This window comes from Devosia sp. (genome assembly GCF_036563435.1).
GTDB lineage: Bacteria > Pseudomonadota > Alphaproteobacteria > Rhizobiales > Devosiaceae > Devosia.
This window is the reverse complement of the sequence record NZ_DATCMJ010000014.1, coordinates 1-20,872: the sequence shown is the minus strand read 5'-3', so window position 1 is coordinate 20,872 and position 20,872 is coordinate 1. Positions and strand designations below refer to the sequence as shown.

Below are 20,872 nucleotides of genomic sequence, written 5' to 3'. Positions count from 1 at the left end.
CCCCAATCGTCACGCTCGGGTCCGGCTGCGGAGGACCCCGATCGTCACCCTCGAGCTTGACCCGAGGGCCCTACACTTCCTGCAGCACCGGTAGTGCAACGCCCTCGGGTCAAGCCGGAGGGTGACGTCCGGTGTTAAATCAAACGATCCACCACCGCGCCCGAGGTCAAGGCCAGGGGAGCAGCCTCACCGGTCGGGCTGGCCTGCGCCGCTTCCGCCTGCTCCTCGTCCAGCGCCTGCATCAGGTCCATGCGCAGTTCGGCGACCTTGCCGAGCGAAGCCGCCTGCGGGGTGCCGCTGCGGTCGACGATGCGGTTGATCATGACATTGGGGCCGATACCGAGAGCATTGCTCATCGCGTCATCCTCCTCCGAAAAAGTCAGGCGAGCTTGTCCACCTTCACGCCCTGCCCAGGCGGCGGGGCCGAAAGAGCTGTCTGCATCAGCGTCTCGAGCAGGTCGGTCTGCATTTCATGGGCCTTCTTGAACACGGCGATCTGCATGCTGTTTTGCAGCTTGCTCGAATTCATCGCCATGACCTGCATGGAAAGGTCGGTATTCACGCCGGACCTCCCATGGCCCATTCCTGATCCGGGCAGGCTAGAAGCAAGGCGTAAACAAAGTGTTGGAGTGGGGGGCGCGCTTTCTCGCGCTTTGCCGCTAACGGCCGCCGAGCAGCGGGACGTCGCGACGCTTCAGCAGCGCCGCCAGCACCATGCCACCGGCAAAGCCGCCGATATGGGCCCACCAGGCAACCGGGTCGTCCGAGCCAATCGCTACATAAAAGAGCTGCGTCGCGATCCAGAAGCCCAGCATCCAGAAGGCCGGCACCGGCAGGGGAATGGGAATGACGATGCGCGCCAGGACGAAAACCCGGGCATGGGGGTAAAGCAGGATATAGGCGCCCATGACGCCCGCCACCGCACCGGAGGCGCCCACCAGCGGCCAGGTGCCGCCCAGGTTGAACAGGAGATGCGCCAGCGCCGCCAGCGCTGCACAGGCTAGGTAGAAGAGGAGGAACTTCACGTGCCCCAGGGCATCCTCGATATTGTCGCCGAACACCCAGAGAAACAGCATGTTGCTCAGGAGGTGCAGCCAGTCGGCATGGAGGAAGGCATAGGTGAAGAGCGTCGCCCAGTCGGGCAGCCACGGCAGCGGCTGCGGATAAAGGTCGCGCACCACGACTGGAATCATGCCCAGCTCGATAGTCGCCCGATCCCAGGCGGCGCCCTGGAGCGTCGACTGCCAGAGAAAGCAGAGGATTGTCAGGGCGATCAACGCATAGGTGACAAAGGGAAAGCGGATATGGCGGATGGCGTTGCGATCATGCAGCGGCAGAAACATCAGCCGCCCTTTTTCACATCGCCATTGCCGCCCGGCACCCAGAGGACGTCCTTGACGCCATTGTTGTTGGCGACGCGCGCCAGCACGAACAGGAGGTCCGAAAGCCGGTTGAGATACTTTACCGTTTCCGGGCTGGTCTCAGGCTCCGCCGCCATCAGCTCCACGGTGATGCGCTCGGCCCGCCGCGTCACAGTGCGCGCCAGGTGCAAGGCCGCCGACAGGGCGGTGCCGCCAGGCAGGATAAAGCTCTTCAGCGGTTCGAGATCGGCATTGTACTGGTCGATCTGCTTTTCCAGGAATTCTGTCTGCACCGGACGGATGCGCAAGGACGGATAGGGCGCGTCGGCTTCGTCGTCGCCGGGGGTCGCGAGGTCGGAGCCCACGTCGAAAAGGTCATTCTGGATGCGGCTCAGGATCATGTCGATCTTGGGCATGGAGCCGGTATGGATACGCGCCAGGCCAATCGTGGCATTGGCCTCGTCCACCGTGCCATAGGCTTCCACCCGAAGATCGAACTTGGTGCGGCGCGGGCCGCGTACCAGGGCGGTGGTGCCGTCGTCGCCGGTGCGCGTGTAGATGCGGTTGAGCTTGACCATGGATCAGGCGCGGCCGCTGCCAAAGAAGAACAGGGCGGCCATCAAGAGGATCAGGGCGACGGCCTGCCCGATCACGCGCAGGCGCATCAGCCGCTGGCTGGTATTGCCCGGACCGCCCTTGAGCATGTTCCACAGGCCCATGCCGAGCACGATGACGACAAAGAGCAGGACAAGGGCGATGACGATGTTGAGAGCGGTCTGCATGAGGTCCTAACGGGTTGGGTGCCTGCCACTGATATAGGTGGTCAGCCCAAGGGCGAGCGCATCATAGATGGCACGAATCCGGTGCGAGGTGAACAATTCCCTGTGTGTGGTGAGCCACATCGGCAGCACCGGGATCTGGAGGTCGAACGGCAACTCGACCATGCCCGGTGTGGTTCCGATGAGGTTGCGCTGCGCAAAGCCGATGCCCAGCCCGGCCTTCATCAACTCCCAAAGATGCGGCTGGTCGTCGGAGCGCAGCACGAAGTGGTCGCGGGTCAGGGGATAGCCGATGCTTTGCGCGTGCCGGAGAATGGCGTCCGAGCGATCGAAGCCCAGCAGGTCGTGGTTCCAGAGGTCGGCAATGCCGGTCGGGCGGCCCCGCCGCGCCAGGTAGTCCTCATGCGCCGCAGGTACGATTGGGATGTCCCCCAAGTGTTTTGTCACCAGCTCCAGCTGCGTCGGCCGGAACATGCGCAGGGCAATGTCAGCCTCCCGCATCAGCAGGTTCTCCGCGGAGTCGGAGGGGACGATCTCGAGCGAAATGCGCGGATGAAGCGCCCGGATGCCGATAAGTATGCCCGGCAGCACGTAGTTGGAGATCATCGCGCTGGCAGTGATGCGCACGGTGCCGTGTGCCTCCTCCTGGGCGCCATCGGCAAGGATGGCGGCCTCCGCAAAGGATGCCTGGGCGCGTCGCACCGGCTCATAGAGCCGCAGGGCCGCCTCGGTCGGCTTCAGCCCAGTCAGGGTTCGATCGAAAAGGTTGAGGCCCAGCTCGGCCTCCAGGGCCTCGATGTGGCGCCCTAGGGTGGGCTGGCTCAACGACAGAGCGCGTGCCGCAGCGGATAGCGATCCTTCTGCCACCACCGCGGCAAAGCTGCGCCACAAGGACCAGTCCGGTTCTCTCTTCACTTATGAATATCGCATCCACGTGTTTGGCCAATCGCCATACACTAATGGTGGTGAGATGCTCCTGTCCATCGACGTGAAGGAGCACATCATGATGCAAGGAAAAGTCACTATCCTGGGTAGCAACGGCCATATCGGCCACGCCGCGACCAAAGCCTTTGCCGAGGCGGGGTGGACTACCACCGGCTTCGGCCGCGCCAACCGCAAGCCTGTTGCGGGCGCAGGCTTTATTGCCGGGGATGCCAGCGAACTGACCGCCGTCAAGGCCGCCATCGCCGAGGCCGACGTCGTCGTCAACGGCCTCCACCTGCGCTACGACCAATGGGGCGATGGCCGCGCGGAGGCGCAGCTGCAGGTGGTGATCGACGCCATGGTCGGAACCGGCAAGACGCTTCTGTTCCCCGGCACCATCTACAACTACCGCGCCAAGGATCGCACCATCGACCCACAGCTGCGCCAGGACGGCGAGGCACCACGCGGCGCCATCCGCATCCGGCTCGAGCAGATGCTGCGCCAGGCCGCGGCGGAGCGCGGCTTCCAGGTGCTGATCATCCGGGCCGGCGATTTCTTCGGGCCCGGCGAACGCGGCGAGTGGTTCGAAGCCGGCATGCTGATGCATTATGGCAAGGGACGGCTCTACCATATCGGGGCCCTCGACCTTCGCCACAGCTGGGCCTATCTTCCCGACCTGGCGCGGGCCTTTGTCCGCGTCGGCGAAAGGCGCGGCGAGTTCAGGCCGTTCGAAAACTTCCACTTCGCCGGCCACTGGGTGTCCCATGGCCAGCTGATGGCGGCGATCCAGAGCGCGCTGCCGCGCAAGGTCAAGGTATCGGCTTTCCCATGGTGGTTCATGGGGCTTGGCGGGCTCTTTGACCCGGTGGTGCGCGACCTCCACAAGATGCGTTACCTGCAGCTCAACGAAATGGAACTGGTCGATCCCCGGCTCGATCAGCTGCTCGGTCCAGGCTTCACCACCCCGTTCGAGCAGGCAGTGGCCGCAACCATCATCGACCTTTTAGGCGCAACCACCCAGAAAGCGGCCTAGAACCCCACGGCGCGCCGGACATCCTCCGGCGTCCACCCCTTGGCGCGCAGGTCGGCCAGTGTTTCCGAACTGCGGGACTTGCTGAGCTTCTTGCCAGTGTCGTCGAGGATCAGCCTGTGGAAGTTGTAGATGGGCGAGCCAAGCCCCAGAAGCATCTGCAGGAGGACGTGGATGTCGGTCGCCGCTTCCATGTCGCGGCCGCGCGTCACATGGCTGATGCCTTGCGCGGCGTCATCAACCACGACGCTAAGGTGATAGCTGGTGGGCATGCCCTTGCGCTGCAGCACCACATCGCCCCAGCGCTCTGGCCGGGCATAACGCAGCTGCGGCCGGTCGGTCACCAGGGGCCCCACGACCGAGAAAGTCAGCATGCCAGTGCGGTCCAGCGCCATTTCGATGTCGAGGCGGAACTGCACCGGGTCGCCACGCTCCAGCCGCTCGATCTGCTCGCCGCGATCCATGTGCCGGCAGGTGCCGGGATAAAGCGGCGCGCCATCGGGATCGGTGCCGGTGGCGGTGGCCATCAGCTCGGCCCGGCTGCAAAAGCAGGGATAAAGCAGCCCGCGGTCACGCAACCGATTGCCGGCCGCCGCGTAGTCATCGAGCCGCTCCGATTGCACCATGACGGGCTCGGGCCAGTCGAGCCCCAGCCAATGCAGGTCCTCCTCGATGGCGGCGGTGAATTCGGGTTTACTCCGTTGCGGATCGATGTCTTCGATGCGGAGGAGGGCGGTGCCGCCGAGCAGACGCGCCGCCTGCCAGGTATAGAGCGCCGAATAGGCATGGCCCAGATGCAGCCGCCCGTTCGGGCTGGGGGCAAAGCGAAGGAGCGGTTTTGCGGATTTTTCTGGCACGAGGTGCTTTTACATGACCGCCGCGCTTCCGTCACCGCGCATCGACAGTGCCGAAGCCATCGCCCAGTGCATCGACGCGCTGGTCGGAATCGATCCGAGGCTCGGACCTGTGCGCGACTTTGCCGGACCGGTGCAGCCGCGCATCAACCCTACCGGCTTTGCCGGCATTGCCAAGGTCGTCACGGGACAGCAGCTCTCGGTCACCAGCGCCGCCGCCATCTGGAGCCGCTTCGAGCGGCTGCCCGGCACGCTTGATCCGGTCACCTACCTGACGCTCAGCGAAGAGGCGGTGCGGGCCACGGGCTTTTCCGGCGGCAAGTTTCGCACCGTGCGGGTGATCGCCGAGGCGATCGTTGCGGGGGAGCTCGACCTAGACCATCTCGAAACGCTCCCCGCCGCCGAGGCGGTGCGCTACCTCGTTGCCCACAAGGGCATTGGCCCGTGGACGGCCGAGGTCTACCTCATGTTCTGCGTCGGCCATCCCGATGTGTTTCCGGCCGGCGACCTGGCGCTGCTCAAGGCGGTGCAGCACGGGCTCGGGCTTGACGCGCGGCCTAGCATCAAGGAGATGATCGCCATCGCTGCGCCCTGGGCACCCTATCGCTCGTCGGCGGCGCTGTTGTTCTGGCGCTATTTCGCCGTGATGCGCGACCGGGAAGGAATCCTGTTATGACCAAGCTCTCCGGCCCCATGCTCTTGCCCCAGTCCGGCTTGCCACCCACGAAGGCGGTGGTGCTGCTGCATGGCTATGGCAGCGATGGCAACGACCTGATCGGCCTTGCCCCGGTGTGGCGCGACGTCTTGCCGGATGCGCTGTTCGTGTCCCCCAACGGTCCTGAGCCATGCCGCCAGTTCGGCGCTGGCTTCCAGTGGTTCGACATCAGCTTCGAGGAGGATCGCCTGGCCAAGCGGCAGGTTGGCGTGGTGCAGGCGCGGCCGGTGCTGGTGACCTTTCTCCAAGACATGTGGAGCCAGACCGGTATCGCGCCCGAACACACGATCCTGGCCGGCTTCAGCCAGGGCGCGATGATGGCGCTGCATGTCGGCCTCTCCATGCCAGAGCCCCTGATGGGCATTATCGGCTTTTCCGGTGCCTTCCTGCCGCCGGAGGGCTTTGGCACCTCGCTCATGGCCAAAAGCCCGGTCTGCCTCGTCCATGGCGACATGGATGATGTCGTCGACCCCGAACATAGCGCCGATGCCGATGTGGCGCTGCGCCTCGCCGGTTACGACGTCAGCTATCATGTGAGCCGCGGCACGGCGCACGGCATCGCGCCGGACGGGCTCGATTTCGCCACGCAGTTCATCAAAAGGCTCGCCAGCAAATAAGCCGCTGCCCCCGCTTCACAGGCCTGACACAATGGGCCTAGTATAAAGGGGCTATGGACTTACTCGATTCCCGCTCCGGGAGACTCAAGTGACCATCCACGTGTCGCCTGAGGCCTGTCCCGCACTGGTGCTGAACGCCGACTTCCGGCCTCTCAGTTACTATCCGCTGTCGTTATGGTCCTGGCAGGATGCCATCAAGGCGGTGTGTCTCGACCGCGTCAACATCGTCAGCCACTACGACACGGTCATCCACTCCCCCAGTTTCGAGATGCGCCTGCCCAGCGTGGTGTCGCTGCGCGACTATGTGAAGCCCGCGCGCCACCCCGCCTTTACCCGCTTCAACGTCTTCCTGCGTGATCGCTTCCAGTGCCAATACTGCGGCAGCAAGGAAGACCTGACCTTTGACCACGTGATCCCCCGCTCCAAGGGCGGGCAGACCACCTGGGAAAATGTCGTGGCCGCCTGTGCGCCCTGCAACCTGCGCAAGGCCAATCGGCTCCCCAGCGAAATCAAGATGTTCCCGCACCAGGCGCCGTACCATCCGACGGTCCATGACCTCCACAACAACGGCCGCGCCTTCCCGCCCAACCACCTCCACCAGAGTTGGCTGGACTACCTTTACTGGGACATCGAGCTCGAGCCCTGAGACTTGCCGATCGGGTCGCCAATAACTATTATTGGAAGCTCATCCTTTGGAGCACCTGACATGGCCATCAGCGCAGATCTCGGCGAAACGCTCGAAAAGGTCGTGACCGACCTGGTCGAGAACGGCCGCTACAATTCCAAGAGCGAAGTGCTGCGCGAAGGCGTCCGCCTGGTCCAGGAGCGCGAAGCGCGGCTGCGGGAGGCGCTTGAGCGTGGGCTGAAGGACGTCGAAGAGGGACGCGTCAAGCCGCTGGACGAGGTCGCAGACCGGCTGATCGCCAAGTATCAGCGGATGGTAGACGAGCAGTTGAAGTGACGGTGACGATCACCGCCGAAGCCGAGAACGACTTCGAGGCGATTGCCAGATTCATCGGCAACAACAATCCGGCAAGAGCGATATCGTTCGTACAGGAATTGGTCGCGAGCTGCCACAGCCTGGCCGACCGCCCGCTCCGCCACCCCATCGTGGCGGACTACGGTCAACGCCTGCGGCGATTTCCCTACAAGGGCTACTCCATCTACTACCAGGTCCTCAGCACAGGCGAGGTCGTAGTCGTTCATATCCTGAACGATGCTATGGACCACCGGCGCATACTGGACAGTTGAGGCGCTCGCCTAGCCCCGCCGCTTCCGCTGCGCCTGCGCCCAGATCGAAACGCCCAGCAGCGCCACGATGGCAAAGGACACCAGCGCATTGTAGCCGGCCAGCGAGATGCCCAGGAAACGGAACTGCACCGTGTCGCAGCCGATTACCGGCGTCAGGTTGCTGAGCGCGTCGAAGTCCATCATCTCGCCCACGCCGGTGCAGGCGGTAGGACCCGGCCAGAAGCCCCATTCCACCCCGGCATGATAGCTGCCCATATAGGCGCCCCAGACAAAGATCGCCGTCACGACGGCCATGGCGATGTACCAGACGGCCAGCGGCAGCCGGTTCCAGGTGATCAGCACCACAAGAAGAATGGGAAGGCCATAGTAATAGGCCAGGCGCTGCTCGAGGCAGAGTTCGCAGGGCACCAGGCCACCAAACACCTGGCTGGCAAGCGCCAGCAGGATCGTGACGAGGCCAAGAACAAAGGCGAGGCCCGCCGACTTCTTGTCGAGCGGACGGAAAATGGATGCAGCCATGCTGGAACTCTTGGGGTGACGCTTTGTAGGTGAGGCTGGATAGTCCGCCATTGCGGCAATTTCCAGCGCTGAACAGCGATGTGATCAGTCGCCGGGAAGGGTGATGCCAGCAGCCTGCCTGAGGGCAATGGCATTGGCCGGGGCATGAAGCTTGTCTTCATGCACGAAGTAGATAAAGGCGTCCTTGCCCGCCGCCGCCCATGCCTTGGCCGTATCGGCCCATTCGGCGATGTCGTTTGGTTGGTAGCCCTGCCCGTCGCCGCGAGCCGGACCCTGCAGGCGGCAATAGGCGAAGTCGGCGGTGAGATCGCGTGCAGGATTGTCCGGGGTGTCGGCGATGACGCGCGCCACATTGTGTTCGGCGAGGAGGTCGTTGACCTCGGGCGCATCGAAGCTCGGATTGCGCAGCTCGATGGCATGGCGGATCGGCCCGAAGGCACTGGCGTCCAGATAGGGCGGCGACTTCAGCCGCTCGTCCGCCTTGCTGGCCAGGGCGACATAGTCATCGGCCCTGCGCGGCAGGAGCCCAAGGAACGTGCGCAGTGTCCCTCGGTCATAGACAAGGTTGGGCGGCAGTTGCCAGACGAAAGGACCAAGCTTTCCGCCCAGCGCCAGCGGCCCGGACGCAAAGAAGTTGGCGAGTTCGGCCTCGCAGTTCTTGAGCCGCTTGATGTGGGTGACCAGTTGCGGACCCTTGATGGAGAACACGAAGCCCTCCCGCGCGGCCTCGCCGGCCCATTTGCGAAAGCTTTCCGGCTTCTGGTTGGCGCGGAAGGTGGCGTTGATCTCGATCGTGCCGAGGCGCGAACTGGCATAGGCCAGTTCCTTTTTCTGCACGAGCCCTTCGGGAAAGAAGGTGCCGCGCCACGGCTCGAAAACCCACCCGGCCGTGCCGGTGCGAATGGTGCCCTGTATGCTCATGAAAAAAGCCTCCGCTCTGGGCAGCTTTGCCCGGAGCGGAGGCTGTTGGCAACCGGCTGTTGCCGGACGCTAGAACTTGTAGTTGAGGCCGGCGCGGATGACGCTGAAGCGCTGCGTCACGTCCTGGTTACCGACCGCTGCCGGCAGGCCGCTATAGGTCTGCGTGCCGAGATCGACATAAAGGTATTCGGCCTTCATCGAGATGTTCTCGGTGGCCTGGGCCTCGAGGCCCGCGCCGACCGTCCAGCCGAGGTGGGTGGCCGACTGCGAGGTCACGACGCCACCGGCATTGGTGAGGCTGGCCGTGCCGCGGCCGGCAGCGAAACCGCCGGTGACATAGGGCATGACCTGGCCGAAGCTCATGCCGGCGCGGCCACGGATGGTGCCGAAGAAGTCGATGCCCGCCTTGAACGTGTCGGCGCCCACAGCTTCGCTGTAGTTGATGTTGGACCACTGGAGGTCCGCTTCCGTGCCGAGCACGAAGCCGCCCATGTCGAGGTTATAGCCTGCCTGCGCACCCAGTACGGCGCCGCCGGTATTGTTCTCGGTGGTGGGGCCGCCAACCGTGGCGCGGCGCGTGATGCTGCCGAAGCCGTAGTCGGCGTTGACGCCCGCATAAAAGCCCGACCAGCCGGAAACCGGGGTGGGCGAATAAAGCGGGCTGGCGCCGCTGTTCCAGCCAAGGTCGGCTGCCTGGCTTGCGGCGGTCGCCATCAGCAACGCGGAGAGCATGATGCCAAGACGCTTCATGGAGGTCCTCGTGTAATAAATGGATCGATAAGTGTGCCGGCAAAATGCGACCGAAGGCATTAACACGGTGGAAAGGAACACGGTTAACGCCATGCAGGAGAGCATGGCGCCCGATCACGTTCTGCGCGGGGTGCATGGAACCAAGTCTAATCGACCCGGTCGCTCAGACTGGCGATGCGGCGCGCGTCAGCGCGAGGCAGGGCGCGGGCGGGGGAAGGGAGTCGTGCCGCCCGTTGCCGGAGCTGCGGTCAGGGCCGGCCGGAGGTCGCCCGCCAGCGAGGCTTCCGCAACAGCGGCGGGGAACATCGGCACATGGGCCGGGCGCGGACGCGGTATGCTGACCCCGACGGCGATGCGGCCGAGGTCGGTTGCCGTATAAGAGGCCGTTGCCACCGTATCGGTCAGGTTGCTGGGCTGCCCCTCCAGCCCGAGGGGGAAGGCGGCTTCCTGTGCGGCGACATAGGCTTTCGATTCCTTGCCGCAGATGCGCGGGCGCATGTCCACCGGCGCTGCGCCGACATTGTTGGCAAGGTTGAGCACCGTCTGCCCGGTCGGCAGCGCCTGCCCGTTGAGCCCCTTGAGCACGAGGTCGGCCGTCCGCTCGTTGCGATCACGCCCCGAGGCGCCGCCCAGCACCACGGCCAGCAGACGACGGCCATTGCGCTCCACCGTGGCCACAATGTTGAGCCCCGAGGCGCAGACGAAGCCGGTCTTCATGCCGGTGGTGCCGGCGAACCGCTCCAGGAGCTTGTTTTCCGATTCCAGCGTCTTGCCGTTGAGCACGACGCTGGCCGTGCCGAAGATTGGCAGATATTGAGGGAAGCTCTGGCGGAGATAAAGCGCCAGCACCGCCATGTCGCGCGCCGACGTCACCTGCGCCGGATCGTGCAGCCCGTTGGGATTGGCATAGTGCGTGGCGCTCATGCCCATGCGCCGGGCGGCATCGTTCATCAGCGCGACAAAGCTCACCTGGTCGCCGCCCACCGTTTCGGCAATGGCGACCGAGACGTCGTTGGCTGATTTCACCAGCATGACATAAAGTGCGTCCTTGAGCGTCAGCGCGCTGCCCACGGGAAGGCCGGACTTGGATGGCGCCTGGTTGAAGGCATTGCGCGAGATCACCACCGGCGTGTCGAGCGTGACGCGGCCCAGCGCGATCTGCTCAAAGGTCACATAGGCCGTCATCATCTTGGTCAGCGACGCCGGATGCCAGGGCTGGCCGGCCTCCTCGGCATGCAGCACCTCGAAATTGTCCATGTCCACCAGCAGCATCGGATTGGCCAATGCGGGCGCAAGGCTCAGCATGGCCAAGGTGACGGCAAGAAGGATACGGCGAGCGAACAGCACGGGCAGACGGCTCCAGGACTTCATGGAAGTGCGGCACTTCTAGCAGCGCCCCGGCTTGATCTCAATGCGATTGGGCGCCATTGACAGGCACGTGAAGCGCTACTGACACGCTCTGTCGCCGCCCCGCCCCAGTGTCGCGCCAACACAGGAGACAGTTCATGACCACCATCGTCACCATTCTCACCGAAGGCTATGCCGATTGGGAAACCGCGCTCCTTAATGCCGCGGCGCGCACCTATTTCGGGCTCGACACGCGCTTTGCCACGCCAGGCGGCCGGCCGGTCACCTCGTCGGGCGGGCTCAAGGTCACGCCGGATCTGGCGGTGGAGGATATCGACGTCGCTGCCATCGATGCGCTGGTGGTCAATGGCGGCAGCATCTGGAGCGGCAGCGACGCGCCCGATATCAGCAGCGTGCTGGTGGCGGCGCGCGACGCCGGCAAGACCGTGGCCGCCATCTGCGACGGGACCCTCGCCATGGCCCGCGCCGGCCTGCTCGACCAGGTCGCCCATACCTCCAACAGCCCCGAAAATCTCGATCCGACCGGCTATGCCGGCAAGGCGCACTATCGCGACCAGCCCGACGCGGTGCGCGACGGCCAGATCGTCACGGCACCGGGCACCGCCCCGGTCAGCTTCATGGGTGCCGTGCTCGAAACGCTGGGCCTTCGCGACGAAAATCTCGACTACTATATCGGCCTATACGGCGCCGAACACCGCCGCGCCCCGGCATAGCAAGTTTTGTACCCTAGGCACAGAAAGGAACTGTGGCTATATGTGGTACCAAGCTCTGTTTCCAAGGTTGCCCCATGTCGATCCACGATACGTCCAAATCCGCCAACTGCCAGGCCATGAGCGATGTGCTCAATCGCATCGGCGATAAGTGGAGCGTCATGGTGGTCGGCATGCTCGGCCGCAATAGCACGCTGCGCTTCAACGAGCTCAAGCGCATGATCAACGGCGTCTCGCAGCGCATGCTGACCCTGACCCTGCGCAATCTCGAGCGCGACGGCCTCGTCACCCGCACCATCTATCCCGAAGTGCCGCCGCGGGTCGAATATGGCCTGACCGAAATGGGCAAGACGCTGGATGGCCCGATCAGCAAGCTCTGGGACTGGTCGGCCGAGCACCATTTCGCCATTCTTGAGGCGCGCGCCATCTATGACGCCCGCGAAAGCGCCATGGCCGCCGCCGAACCGCGCAAGGTCGCCTACGTCCGCAGCTGATCCTGCAGCGCGCCGCTTTGTTGCTGCACAAGCCTGCACGCTTCGCTACAAGGCGGCCATGTCACCGTCCTCGCCTTTTCGTGACCAGTTCTATGCCGGCGCCCGCGCCTGCGTCCCGGTCTGCATTTCCGTCGCCGCCTATGGCGTGGTCTGGGGCGTTCTGGCGCGCGGCACCGGGCTGAGCCTTCTTGAAGTCATCATGATGAGCGGCCTGGTCTTTGCCGGGTCGGCGCAGTTCGTGGCGCTCGACCTCTGGACTGCGACGCCCACAACGTTGCCGATCGGGCCGCTGATCCTGGCCGCTCTTATTGTCAACCTGCGCTACCTGCTGCTCACCGCCACCCTGCGGCCGCTGTTCCGCCCCGACCAGCAGGCCAAGGGCGCGCTCCTCATGGCCATCGTTTCCGACGAGACCTGGGCCATGACGGTAGGCGAAATGAGCAAGGGCCGCGGCAGCATCGCCTTTCTCATCGGGGGCGGGGTCCTGGCCTATGTGTGCTGGATGGGCACCAACGTCATCGGCTTCCAGCTCGGTTCGGCCATTGACGATCCCAGCCGCTATGGCCTCGACTTCGCCTTTACCGCCACTTTCCTCGCGCTGCTGCTAGGCATGTGGAAGGGCCGCGGCGACCTCGTGCCCTGGCTCGTCGCCGCCGTCACCGCCATCCTCTCGGCGCGCCTTATCGAAGGCAGCTGGTACATCCTGATCGGCGGGCTCGCCGGGAGCCTTGCCGGCGCCTGGGCCGAAAGGCTGCGCCATGTGGACTAGCCCCGAGGCGCTCGTGGCCATTCTCGGCATGGCGCTGGTCACCTTTGCCGTCAAGGCCGGTGGGTTGCTCCTCGCCAATCGCCTGCCGCGCGAAGGCTTTGCGGCAGCCTGGCTGCGGCACATGCCCGGCGCGGTCCTTGCCTCGCTGGTCGCGCCAGCCATCGTCACCGGCAGCGCGGCCGAAGCTATCGCGGCCGCGGCCACCGCCCTGCTTTATGTCGCCACGCGCAGCCTCCTCGCGGCCATGGCCGGTGGGGTGTTGGCCGTCTATCTCGTGCGTCTCTCCCTTGCGGCCTGAGCCGACCTGCGTTAGACACCCTGCCGTGCCCCTCTGGCGGAATGGTAGACGCAGAGGACTCAAAATCCTCCGTCGCAAGACGTGCCGGTTCGAGTCCGGCGGGGGGCACCAAAGACCTTCCCCCGGTCCATGTAAGTAACTGATTTGCCTACCGAACCTGTCTCGTGCAGCTCTTGGGGTAGACCAAATTGCAGACCAAATCAGTTCGATTCGCCTTCCTAAAAGACGGCATCTACTACTTCACCAGGCGTGTCCCATCAGACCTTCGCACCCACTATGGGACGGATCGAATTTCATTCTCTCTCCGCACCAAGTCGGCCAGAGAAGCAGAGGCCCGAGGGCTTGTTCACGCCATCAAGCTGGATGAGTTCTGGTTTAAGCTCAGAATGAACGGAGGGCAGGTCCCCGGAAGTCACCGATTGCTCGATGATGAAGAGCGAACCCGCAAGCCTAGCCCGACAGTTCTAGAGGCTAAGGACCTGTACTTGCGGCTTAAAGGTGTTGGCAGGCCTAAGACCTTCCATATGGGCGCTGATAGAGCTGTGGAGTACCTTGTAGCGGCATCGGGCAACAAGGCTTTGCTCGCCTATACTAAGTCGGATGCCACAGCCTTTAGGGATGCTCTCTACGCCCGCAAGCTAAGCACTAGCAGCGTTGAACGAGTGATGACTACCATCAAGGCTATTGTGGCATTCGTCATGAGCGAGTCAGGCATCACTGCCCCCAACCCTTTTGCCGGAGTATACCTCAACAGGCAGGAAAAGGCAGAGGACCGAAAGCCAATACCGCTTCCCGTTATCCGGGTTGTGCAGGCGAAGTGCCGGGAAATTGATGACGACCTTAGATGGCTGATAGCTCTGATTAGCGATACGGGCCTGAGGTTGAGCGAAGCCGTTGGATTGGCTGTATCCGACGTTCAGCTGAACAGTTCCATACCCCATCTAGTAGTACAGCCGCATGCGTGGCGATCCCTCAAGACCACGGCGAGTGAACGATTAGTGCCACTGACGGGAGAGGCGCTATGGGCAGCAGAGAGGATAATTGAGGCTAACAGTTCAGGCTGGGCATTTCCGCGCTATAACCGCTCAGAACGGACCAATGCGAACTCTGCAAGTGCTGCACTGAACAAGTGGTTGGGCAGCTATGTTCCAGAGAAGTGTGTGGTGCACAGCTTCCGGCATAGTTTGCGTGATCGCCTCCGTGCAGTCGAGTGTCCCAGCGATGTTGTTGACGCGATCGGAGGCTGGACAACCATCGGCGAGGGGCAAGGGTACGGGCAGGGGTACCCCTTGGCTGTGAAGCTCAAGTGGCTTCAAATGATCTAGTATTGTTGTGGTTGGGTCGGCCCTTGCACTTTGCCTGCAACCGGGCGAAAGCTAGTTATCAGGCTTAGGGAAAGGCGTGGATGACCTGCAACAGGTACTCAGGAAACCTCATAAAGCTGTTCGTAGTCGGTGAGGCGTTCACTCCAGTCAAACCGCGAACGAAACGATCAACACTGTGACCCGTGTATTCTTTACATATGTTTGGGGTGAACCTACCTCGCCAGCATGGCCACTGACATTTGCGACAAAAGCGACCAGACGGTTTGCGATTGAAAACGTAAGCGATGGTGATTTTGTCTTCACCGTAGCGACAAAGCAGGAACCTACACGGACTGACCTAAGGGGCTTTGTAACAGGCCTTTATCGGCTGTCTGATTTGGAACTCAACACAGCGGACTACGACCTTCCGAGAGACGACCGGCCTGAACACGACACGGTGACCCGCTTTCCATATTGTTTGCATCCTCTTCAGGTTTGGAACATCTCAGAAAGACGGAAGAGATTCTCCGAACTTGTGGGACCGCTCACGCCGAAACACCACTTACAGGCCCAATCGGGACTAGTAGAGCTGGATCAGACTGCCTCCAAACCCCTCTTACAACTGGTACGGCTAGAAGTCACACCAATCATGTTACCTTCGACACAGTTCGGCAGGGGACTTGTAGCTCGTAAAATTAGCAAACTTGCGCCTAAACACAGCGGCAGCTTCACAGGGACCTTTGGTGAGCATGCGCTTTGGTACGTCTACTCTCTGGCGCTCAAAGACCAAAGAGGAAAGACGCTGGCCTACAAGATCGGATATTCACATGCACCTGAGCTGCGGGCGGCGGCGTACAACGTTGGCATAGCCACAGAGGTGACAGGGTTGAAATGGCACCTGAACTCAAGCCAACCAACCGCATCCGAGGATGTAGCAAGGGCGGTAGAGCAGGCCCTTCTGCAAAAATTCCATACTCGAAAACTTCCCAGCAATGGTGAAATTATCAGAGCCGGACTTCCTGATGAAATCACAGTGGCGGTGGCGACCCTGATGCGAGAAATGTCTCCTACTACAGGGCCGTAATCCAATGCTAACGTGGGTTTTAGATGAGACAGGTTTCGATGAGCGCTTCCCGATGCAATTACGCTCATGCTCCCTATACTTCAAAGGGAATGGCCGGCGTCTGCATTGGTCTAAGGCAACGCGCCTGCAGTTGTGATAACGGCATAATCGACGCCTAAGGTCTGGCTAAAGTGCTTTTCAGCACATTCGATTTTTCGTTTTTCATCGGGCCGTAGGTGGTCAAGGTCTGTCGATCCCTTTGTCTCGCGCACTAGGTACAGCCGGTCTTGGCCTTCACCTATATCCATCACGATAGCCCAGTCTGGGTTGTATCCACCAATCGGTGTGGGTACGACGAACCAACGGGGAAGCTTCACATACAACTTTACTCGGGCATCTTTCTCAAGGGCTTCCGCGAAAGGGCGTTCAATCGTCGTGGAATCAATTTCGACACCATCATAGATGTGCGTCCCCCCAGATAACGCGTTCGCTTCACTCTTTACGACGTTCGCGGCAAGTGCCTCGATTACGTCATCGAACTGCGTCTGACTATACCACGTGCCATCCCGTTCATATTTGATGCCGCCGACAAGCTGATCTGCCAGTTTGGCTTTTATGATCCCAACCAAGGCAGCCCCGAATTCGTAGGGGTTATCCAAAATAGCTTTCGGATCCGGCGCCGCTTTCAAGATCGCAAGTATGGTCTTGCGCCCAATGCGCATAGGAGGCGACGTGGTTCCCATTAGGTTTTCGACGATGAAAACAATATTTGGTATAGGGAAACGTCCCTGTAGGTCGATCGCCACGCTTGCGTCCGAAAAGCGGATAGCTTCGAATAATTCCTCTCCATCCTTCGCATGCACTCCTGCAACTTGAACGACGATGCGCGGACGACGGACTTCAATATTGGTCATCTCCGCGACAACATCGGCAATTAGCTTGGTACTGTCCACGGACAAGGAATAGCGCGTGCGATGCTTAATCTGTTCCCATAGCTCTTGAAATTCCGGCTTCAATAGATGGCTTTTTCGTAGCTGCAGATAGGCCTTTTCGCGTGCATTTCCGGGCTTAGGCGGCATGCCATCCTTGCCGTACGCCTTCTCAACTTCCGCCTGAAGGCGACTGACAAAGCCTTCATAGGATTCGCTGGCAGATACGGTAAGCACGTTTACCCGAGCATCCTGAACTCTTTCACCGGTCACACAGTCGACGGGCAGACGGACTCCACGCCCGACTTGTTGACGACGTTCGGTTTCAGTTCCGACTTCACGCAAGGTGCAAATTTGAAAGACGTTTGGATTATCCCAACCTTCTTTCAACGCCGAATGCGAGAAAATGAACGACACTGGTTCGTCAAAGCTGATCAGATCTTCTTTGCGCCGCATAATCAGGTCGAATTCGCGCGCTTGTGCCGCCTTGTCTTTGTCGTTTGTGGGCACTTCCTTCTCGACAATCGAAATCACGCCCTTCTTGTTCGTCGTCGATGCGAAATATGAGGCTTGAACGTCCAAGGGGTTCTTATCCCGCCATTCTGGATAATTGACTTTGTACTCGTTGAACGCCTTAATGAACAACTGCCGGATCAAACCGTTGTCATCGCGGAAGCTTTCAACCTTATCAACAAAGAACAGGGACAAAACCTTGACGTTGAAGCCCATGTCCCGAATGCGCTTTTGCTTGCGCATATGCGTTTGAACCGTGAACCGGATCTGCGCCTCCAGAATCGCTTCCTTTTGGCTTCCGGTTTCGCCGCCCATCGCGATTTCGACGTTGTTCGTAAACCTTATGAACTTCGACTGAAAGTTAATCTCGGCAACCTCTAAGCCTTCGTAGTCGACCCGGTTTGTCTTCTCCCACAGCTTAAAACCCTGTTTCAGCTTCATTGTCTTTCGGACGACCATGCCCGACTTTGCCTGAACATCGACTGTCACTTCGGCGATGGGCTTCTTCGCAACGATTTCGATGTTGTCCAGCCGGATAAAGGGTAGGTTTGCGTTTTCCTCCTCAATCGCTGCGCCCACTTCTATTTGCTTGACCAGGCCTTGTCGGTAAGCCTCATAGGGCGAGAGGCGGTACACAAGGCTGTAGGCGTTCTTGTGGGTCGCCGAATAGCGCAGCGCGAATAACGGGTTCAGTGCAGCCAGGGCGGCAACGCGGCCTTCGCTTTCCATGTTCTGTGGTTCGTCCAAGATCAGGACGGGCCGCACCGCTTGCAACAAGTGGATGACCGGCGCATTGCCTTCTTGCTCCTTGCGGATGACGTTCTGTTCCCGGGAGAAGGCGTCTATCGTCATCACCATGATTTCAACGGCGTTCGATGCGGCGAAGCTGCGCACATGCCCGGAATGGGCGGCATAGACCGATGAATGAAAAGGCGGAAGGCCGGGGAGCGTCGAAAAGTGTTTCCTTGTTTGACGGATTGTCTTCAGCACGCCTTCACGCACCGCGACAGATGGTACGACGATGATGAATTTGGTCAGGCCGTAGCGCCCTGCAAGTGCAAGGATCGTACGCAAATAGACGTACGTTTTTCCTGTGCCGGTTTCCATTTCGACCGAAAAGTTGGGGAACCGCACCGGCCCCTTGCCGTCGTACAAATCGACGGTTTGTTCGATCATGCTAAGCGCGGCATCGGGCTCTATGCCCGCGTTGGTCTGCACCTGAACAAGATTTTCCAGCACCTGCTGGTCAGATAGATCTAAGGCGTTCGGAACAACCGTCGTCCCCGCCGCTGGCACGAGCGCGGCACCAATATGCCCTTGCCCGTTCAGAAGCCCCATTACTGATGCGATGGCATCAAGTTGGAACTGTTGCGCCCCATCGAACCGGAATTCCGTCATTCAAAGCACCTTCAAGGTGCATTGCAGCGCAAGGTTGGCAGCAACGGTATCGTCAAGGGCCGTGTCACGACACACGAACAGGTCGGGCTTGGTCAGGCCAAGACCTTTGGCTTGCTCTAGGTCAATATGCTCGGCCAAGCAGATGGTGAAGGTTCGCTCGGTTTCTGGATCAGTCACTCGCCAAGAGCCCGCCGGGGCAGAGTTGCTGATCGGAGCAATCTTGGACGTAAGCGAGAAACCTTCTCGCAGCGCGACTTCCCAAATCACATCTTCGGGCTTCCATCCGGGCAGAAGCGTGTCAGCGAAAGCATCCATCTGTGCCATATAGCCTTCAGGCGTCATGTCCTTGGTGCCCGCCCAACGGCGAATGTTCGTTGTGGTGAGACGGAACGCGCGGAAGCCCTGTGGGACTGTCTGCAAGTCTTCGGCCTTCAACACCCGACGCAGCCGTTCTCGCGTTACTTCGGTAATCGTCTTCCAACCCGCCGCAAGCGCCGCTTTGCCAGTGCGTTCTTTTGGGTTCACTGCTTCGGGCAGTTGCACCGCAACGAACTTCGCCCCCTGCAGTCCGTTTGACGCAAGTCGAATCACGGCTTCGGCGGTGGAACCCGAACCCGCGAAAAAATCCATGATGATCGGCGATTCCTCGCCCGCCGCAACGTACTTGAATAGTCGGCCAAGTTCTTCGTGGTCTTTCGGGTTGTCGAAGACCTTTGCACCCATCAATTCTCGAAGGTACCGAACCGAAACCTGCGACTGTTTGTAGAACACTGAACCGCGAACCTGCGTTGCAAGTTCTTCCTCGTCAGCCGCTTCTTCATCGGCGTCGAAATCGGTTTCATCTTCGTCGGCAAGTTCCTGACTAACCGGCTTGATATGAAATTTCCGGAATGGGGGTTCGGTGTGATCGTCGCGAAATTCAACAAGCCCAAGGTCAATCTGCCGCTGCATTTCTTCGGGATCGCTGTAAATCCAACCACGTTCTGGCACCCTGCATGGCTGCTTAGTCTCAGGGTGGAGAACGTCGTAGCGAGGGCCATCGCCACCCGGCCATGAGATATCGCGGTCGCGCCAGGGGCCGTTCTTGTCAACGCGCTTGTACCGGCTCCATTTTTTCGATGGATGCCCTTTAGGCAAAGCCGCATACCAAAGTTGAAGAAAAGCTTCTATCGTCTTGTCATCGTCGCCATGCTTGGCACGAAGCTGCACATACTCATCCCAGATTTCCCGCGCACCCGGCTTCTCTTCACGCCAGATGGTTTTGGCTTCTTTCAGCGCAGACAACAACCGCGCGTAAACCAGAATGTATTCGTGGCCAACCGACAGAAGCTTCGCGTCGTTCTTCCGGCCTTTTTCCCACACCATTTGAGCAATGAAGTTTTCAGGGCCAAACACGTCGTCGCAAAGCTGGCGAAGGTTGGCAACTTCGGCATCATTGATACTGATCAGGATAACGCCTTCGTCCTTCAACATCTGCCGTGCCATCGACAGGCGCGGGTACATCATCGACAACCAGTTCGAATGAAACCGACCGGCCTTTTCGGGCGCACTTGTGGTCATGTCGCCGTCTTCGGACATTTGCCCGGTTTGCTTCAAGTATGCCGCAAGCGGGTCAGAAAAATCGTCATTGTAAATGAAATCATTACCGGTATTATAAGGCGGGTCGATGTAGATCAACTTCACCCGGCCGAAGTAGGATTTGTACAGAAGCTTTAAGACCTCGAGGTTTTCGCCTTCGATAAACACATGTTGAGCATCGTCGAAGTTCACCGATTGGTCACGCTGGGGGACCAAAGTGGCCCGTGAAGGGGCCTGCAGCATGGCGATTGCATTTCTCTTGCCGGGCCAAGTTAGTCCGTAACGTTCTGGACCAACATCGGTAGCTTCTCCAGCAATTTCAGCAAGACGAGCCAGATCAAGCTGACCATCAGAGAATGCCTCCGGAACCGCGTTGCGCAGCCGCACTAGCAATTCTGCTTTGAGACTGGGTGAAGTGTCGTCGACTCGATCTGCTTTGCTCATACCGCTTTGTGCCAGCGCTGATACGAAATGAAAACCCGAAGTAGCGCTCATTTAGCGGCCTAGGCCGGTTTCAAACCCAAGAGCTGCACGAGACAGGTTCGGTAGGCAAATCAGTTACTTACATGGACCGGGGGAAGGTCTTTGGTGCCCCCCGCCGGAGCCAAGGCAACTGCCTGCCTAAGAAATTCAATAAGTTAGCTCAGACGCAGCACAGATCAATAGCGTTAGCTGGTCTACGGTTTGGTCTACGGTGATAAGGTAGCGATGTCGGCGTCGGGTTCGT

Annotated in this window: 25 protein-coding genes and 1 tRNA gene; 13 read left to right on the top strand and 13 right to left on the bottom strand. The window is 60.7% G+C overall.

Features of this window, described 5'->3' with window-relative positions; genetic code table 11:
* Positions 1-134 precede the first annotated feature (134 nt).
* From VIL88_RS08280 to VIL88_RS08255, 6 genes are all read right to left on the bottom strand, one after another.
* Positions 135-356 (bottom strand): hypothetical protein, encoded by a 222-nt coding sequence (locus tag VIL88_RS08280; RefSeq protein ID WP_331987683.1) that lies wholly within the window; start codon positions 354-356, stop codon positions 135-137.
* Positions 357-379: 23 nt separating this feature from the next.
* A complete protein-coding gene (locus tag VIL88_RS08275; protein WP_331987681.1) occupies positions 380-562 on the bottom strand; it encodes a putative motility protein in 183 nt (60 codons plus the stop codon).
* A 97-nt stretch (positions 563-659) separates the two neighbouring features.
* Positions 660-1,343 carry a rhomboid family intramembrane serine protease gene (locus VIL88_RS08270; protein ID WP_331987679.1) on the bottom strand — a complete coding sequence of 228 codons (684 nt, stop codon included), beginning with the start codon at positions 1,341-1,343 and terminating at the stop codon, positions 660-662.
* Positions 1,343-1,939, bottom strand: coding sequence for a cob(I)yrinic acid a,c-diamide adenosyltransferase (locus VIL88_RS08265; protein ID WP_331987677.1), 597 nt, complete (start codon positions 1,937-1,939; stop codon positions 1,343-1,345). The genes VIL88_RS08270 and VIL88_RS08265 overlap by 1 nt, the downstream gene beginning before the upstream one ends.
* A 3-nt stretch (positions 1,940-1,942) precedes the next feature.
* Positions 1,943-2,143, bottom strand: a complete 201-nt coding sequence (locus VIL88_RS08260) for a twin transmembrane helix small protein (protein ID WP_331987675.1) — start codon at positions 2,141-2,143, stop codon at positions 1,943-1,945.
* A 6-nt stretch (positions 2,144-2,149) separates the two neighbouring features.
* The gene (locus VIL88_RS08255; RefSeq protein WP_331987673.1) at positions 2,150-3,055 is read right to left on the bottom strand and encodes a LysR family transcriptional regulator; all 906 of its coding nucleotides are present in this window, start codon (positions 3,053-3,055) and stop codon (positions 2,150-2,152) included.
* Positions 3,056-3,143: 88 nt separating this feature from the next.
* Here VIL88_RS08255 and VIL88_RS08250 point away from each other — a divergent pair, with 88 nt between their 5' ends.
* Positions 3,144-4,097 (top strand): NAD-dependent epimerase/dehydratase family protein, encoded by a 954-nt coding sequence (locus tag VIL88_RS08250; protein WP_331987671.1) that lies wholly within the window; start codon positions 3,144-3,146, stop codon positions 4,095-4,097.
* Here VIL88_RS08250 and gluQRS read toward each other — a convergent pair.
* Complete coding sequence (gene gluQRS, locus VIL88_RS08245) at positions 4,094-4,951, bottom strand: tRNA glutamyl-Q(34) synthetase GluQRS (RefSeq protein WP_331987669.1); 858 nt, start codon at positions 4,949-4,951, stop codon at positions 4,094-4,096. The two genes, VIL88_RS08250 and gluQRS, sit on opposite strands and share 4 nt — an antisense overlap.
* 13 nt (positions 4,952-4,964) lie before the next feature.
* Between gluQRS and VIL88_RS08240 the strand changes: the two genes are divergently transcribed.
* From VIL88_RS08240 to VIL88_RS08220, 5 genes are all read left to right on the top strand, one after another.
* Positions 4,965-5,624 carry a DNA-3-methyladenine glycosylase gene (locus VIL88_RS08240; protein ID WP_331987667.1) on the top strand — a complete coding sequence of 220 codons (660 nt, stop codon included), beginning with the start codon at positions 4,965-4,967 and terminating at the stop codon, positions 5,622-5,624.
* Entirely contained in the window at positions 5,621-6,280 is a 660-nt protein-coding gene (locus tag VIL88_RS08235) for an alpha/beta hydrolase (protein ID WP_331987665.1), read from the top strand. Before VIL88_RS08240 ends, VIL88_RS08235 begins: the two co-directional genes overlap by 4 nt.
* Positions 6,281-6,368: 88 nt before the next feature.
* Positions 6,369-6,926 carry an HNH endonuclease gene (locus VIL88_RS08230; protein WP_331987664.1) on the top strand — a complete coding sequence of 186 codons (558 nt, stop codon included), beginning with the start codon at positions 6,369-6,371 and terminating at the stop codon, positions 6,924-6,926.
* Between the two features lie 60 nt (positions 6,927-6,986).
* Positions 6,987-7,241: a type II toxin-antitoxin system ParD family antitoxin gene (locus VIL88_RS08225; protein WP_331987662.1), complete on the top strand. Its 255-nt coding sequence runs from the start codon at positions 6,987-6,989 to the stop codon at positions 7,239-7,241.
* Positions 7,238-7,531 carry a type II toxin-antitoxin system RelE/ParE family toxin gene (locus VIL88_RS08220; RefSeq protein ID WP_331987660.1) on the top strand — a complete coding sequence of 98 codons (294 nt, stop codon included), beginning with the start codon at positions 7,238-7,240 and terminating at the stop codon, positions 7,529-7,531. Before VIL88_RS08225 ends, VIL88_RS08220 begins: the two co-directional genes overlap by 4 nt.
* A gap of 9 nt (positions 7,532-7,540) precedes the next feature.
* Here VIL88_RS08220 and VIL88_RS08215 read toward each other — a convergent pair whose 3' ends face one another.
* The 4 genes from VIL88_RS08215 to VIL88_RS08200 form a co-directional block, all read right to left on the bottom strand.
* Complete coding sequence (locus VIL88_RS08215) at positions 7,541-8,050, bottom strand: disulfide bond formation protein B (protein ID WP_331987658.1); 510 nt, start codon at positions 8,048-8,050, stop codon at positions 7,541-7,543.
* Between the two features lie 84 nt (positions 8,051-8,134).
* Positions 8,135-8,971, bottom strand: a complete 837-nt coding sequence (locus tag VIL88_RS08210; protein WP_331987656.1) for a DUF72 domain-containing protein — start codon at positions 8,969-8,971, stop codon at positions 8,135-8,137.
* A 69-nt stretch (positions 8,972-9,040) separates the two neighbouring features.
* On the bottom strand, positions 9,041-9,721 hold the full coding sequence (locus tag VIL88_RS08205; protein ID WP_331987654.1) for an outer membrane protein: 681 nt from the start codon (positions 9,719-9,721) through the stop codon (positions 9,041-9,043).
* A gap of 186 nt (positions 9,722-9,907) precedes the next feature.
* A complete protein-coding gene (locus tag VIL88_RS08200) occupies positions 9,908-11,092 on the bottom strand; it encodes a D-alanyl-D-alanine carboxypeptidase family protein (protein ID WP_331987652.1) in 1,185 nt (394 codons plus the stop codon).
* A gap of 134 nt (positions 11,093-11,226) precedes the next feature.
* Between VIL88_RS08200 and VIL88_RS08195 the strand changes: the two genes are divergently transcribed.
* From VIL88_RS08195 to VIL88_RS08165, 7 genes are all read left to right on the top strand, one after another.
* Complete coding sequence (locus tag VIL88_RS08195) at positions 11,227-11,802, top strand: type 1 glutamine amidotransferase family protein (RefSeq protein ID WP_331987650.1); 576 nt, start codon at positions 11,227-11,229, stop codon at positions 11,800-11,802.
* A 74-nt stretch (positions 11,803-11,876) separates the two neighbouring features.
* Positions 11,877-12,293: a helix-turn-helix domain-containing protein gene (locus VIL88_RS08190; protein WP_331987648.1), complete on the top strand. Its 417-nt coding sequence runs from the start codon at positions 11,877-11,879 to the stop codon at positions 12,291-12,293.
* Between the two features lie 58 nt (positions 12,294-12,351).
* Positions 12,352-13,062, top strand: coding sequence for an AzlC family ABC transporter permease (locus VIL88_RS08185; protein WP_331987646.1), 711 nt, complete (start codon positions 12,352-12,354; stop codon positions 13,060-13,062).
* Positions 13,052-13,360, top strand: a complete 309-nt coding sequence (locus tag VIL88_RS08180) for an AzlD domain-containing protein (RefSeq protein ID WP_331987644.1) — start codon at positions 13,052-13,054, stop codon at positions 13,358-13,360. Before VIL88_RS08185 ends, VIL88_RS08180 begins: the two co-directional genes overlap by 11 nt.
* Before the next feature lie 27 nt (positions 13,361-13,387).
* A tRNA-Leu gene (locus VIL88_RS08175) sits at positions 13,388-13,471 on the top strand.
* Positions 13,472-13,548: 77 nt separating this feature from the next.
* Positions 13,549-14,685 (top strand): DUF6538 domain-containing protein, encoded by a 1,137-nt coding sequence (locus tag VIL88_RS08170; protein WP_331987643.1) that lies wholly within the window; start codon positions 13,549-13,551, stop codon positions 14,683-14,685.
* Between the two features lie 175 nt (positions 14,686-14,860).
* A complete protein-coding gene (locus tag VIL88_RS08165) occupies positions 14,861-15,748 on the top strand; it encodes a hypothetical protein (RefSeq protein ID WP_331987641.1) in 888 nt (295 codons plus the stop codon).
* Positions 15,749-15,858: 110 nt separating this feature from the next.
* Here the strand turns inward: VIL88_RS08165 and VIL88_RS08160 are convergent, their stop codons facing one another.
* Entirely contained in the window at positions 15,859-18,567 is a 2,709-nt protein-coding gene (locus VIL88_RS08160; protein WP_331987640.1) for a DEAD/DEAH box helicase family protein, read from the bottom strand.
* Entirely contained in the window at positions 18,568-20,640 is a 2,073-nt protein-coding gene (locus tag VIL88_RS08155) for a site-specific DNA-methyltransferase (RefSeq protein WP_331987638.1), read from the bottom strand. It lies immediately after the preceding gene.
* Between the last annotated feature and the right edge of the window lie 232 nt (positions 20,641-20,872).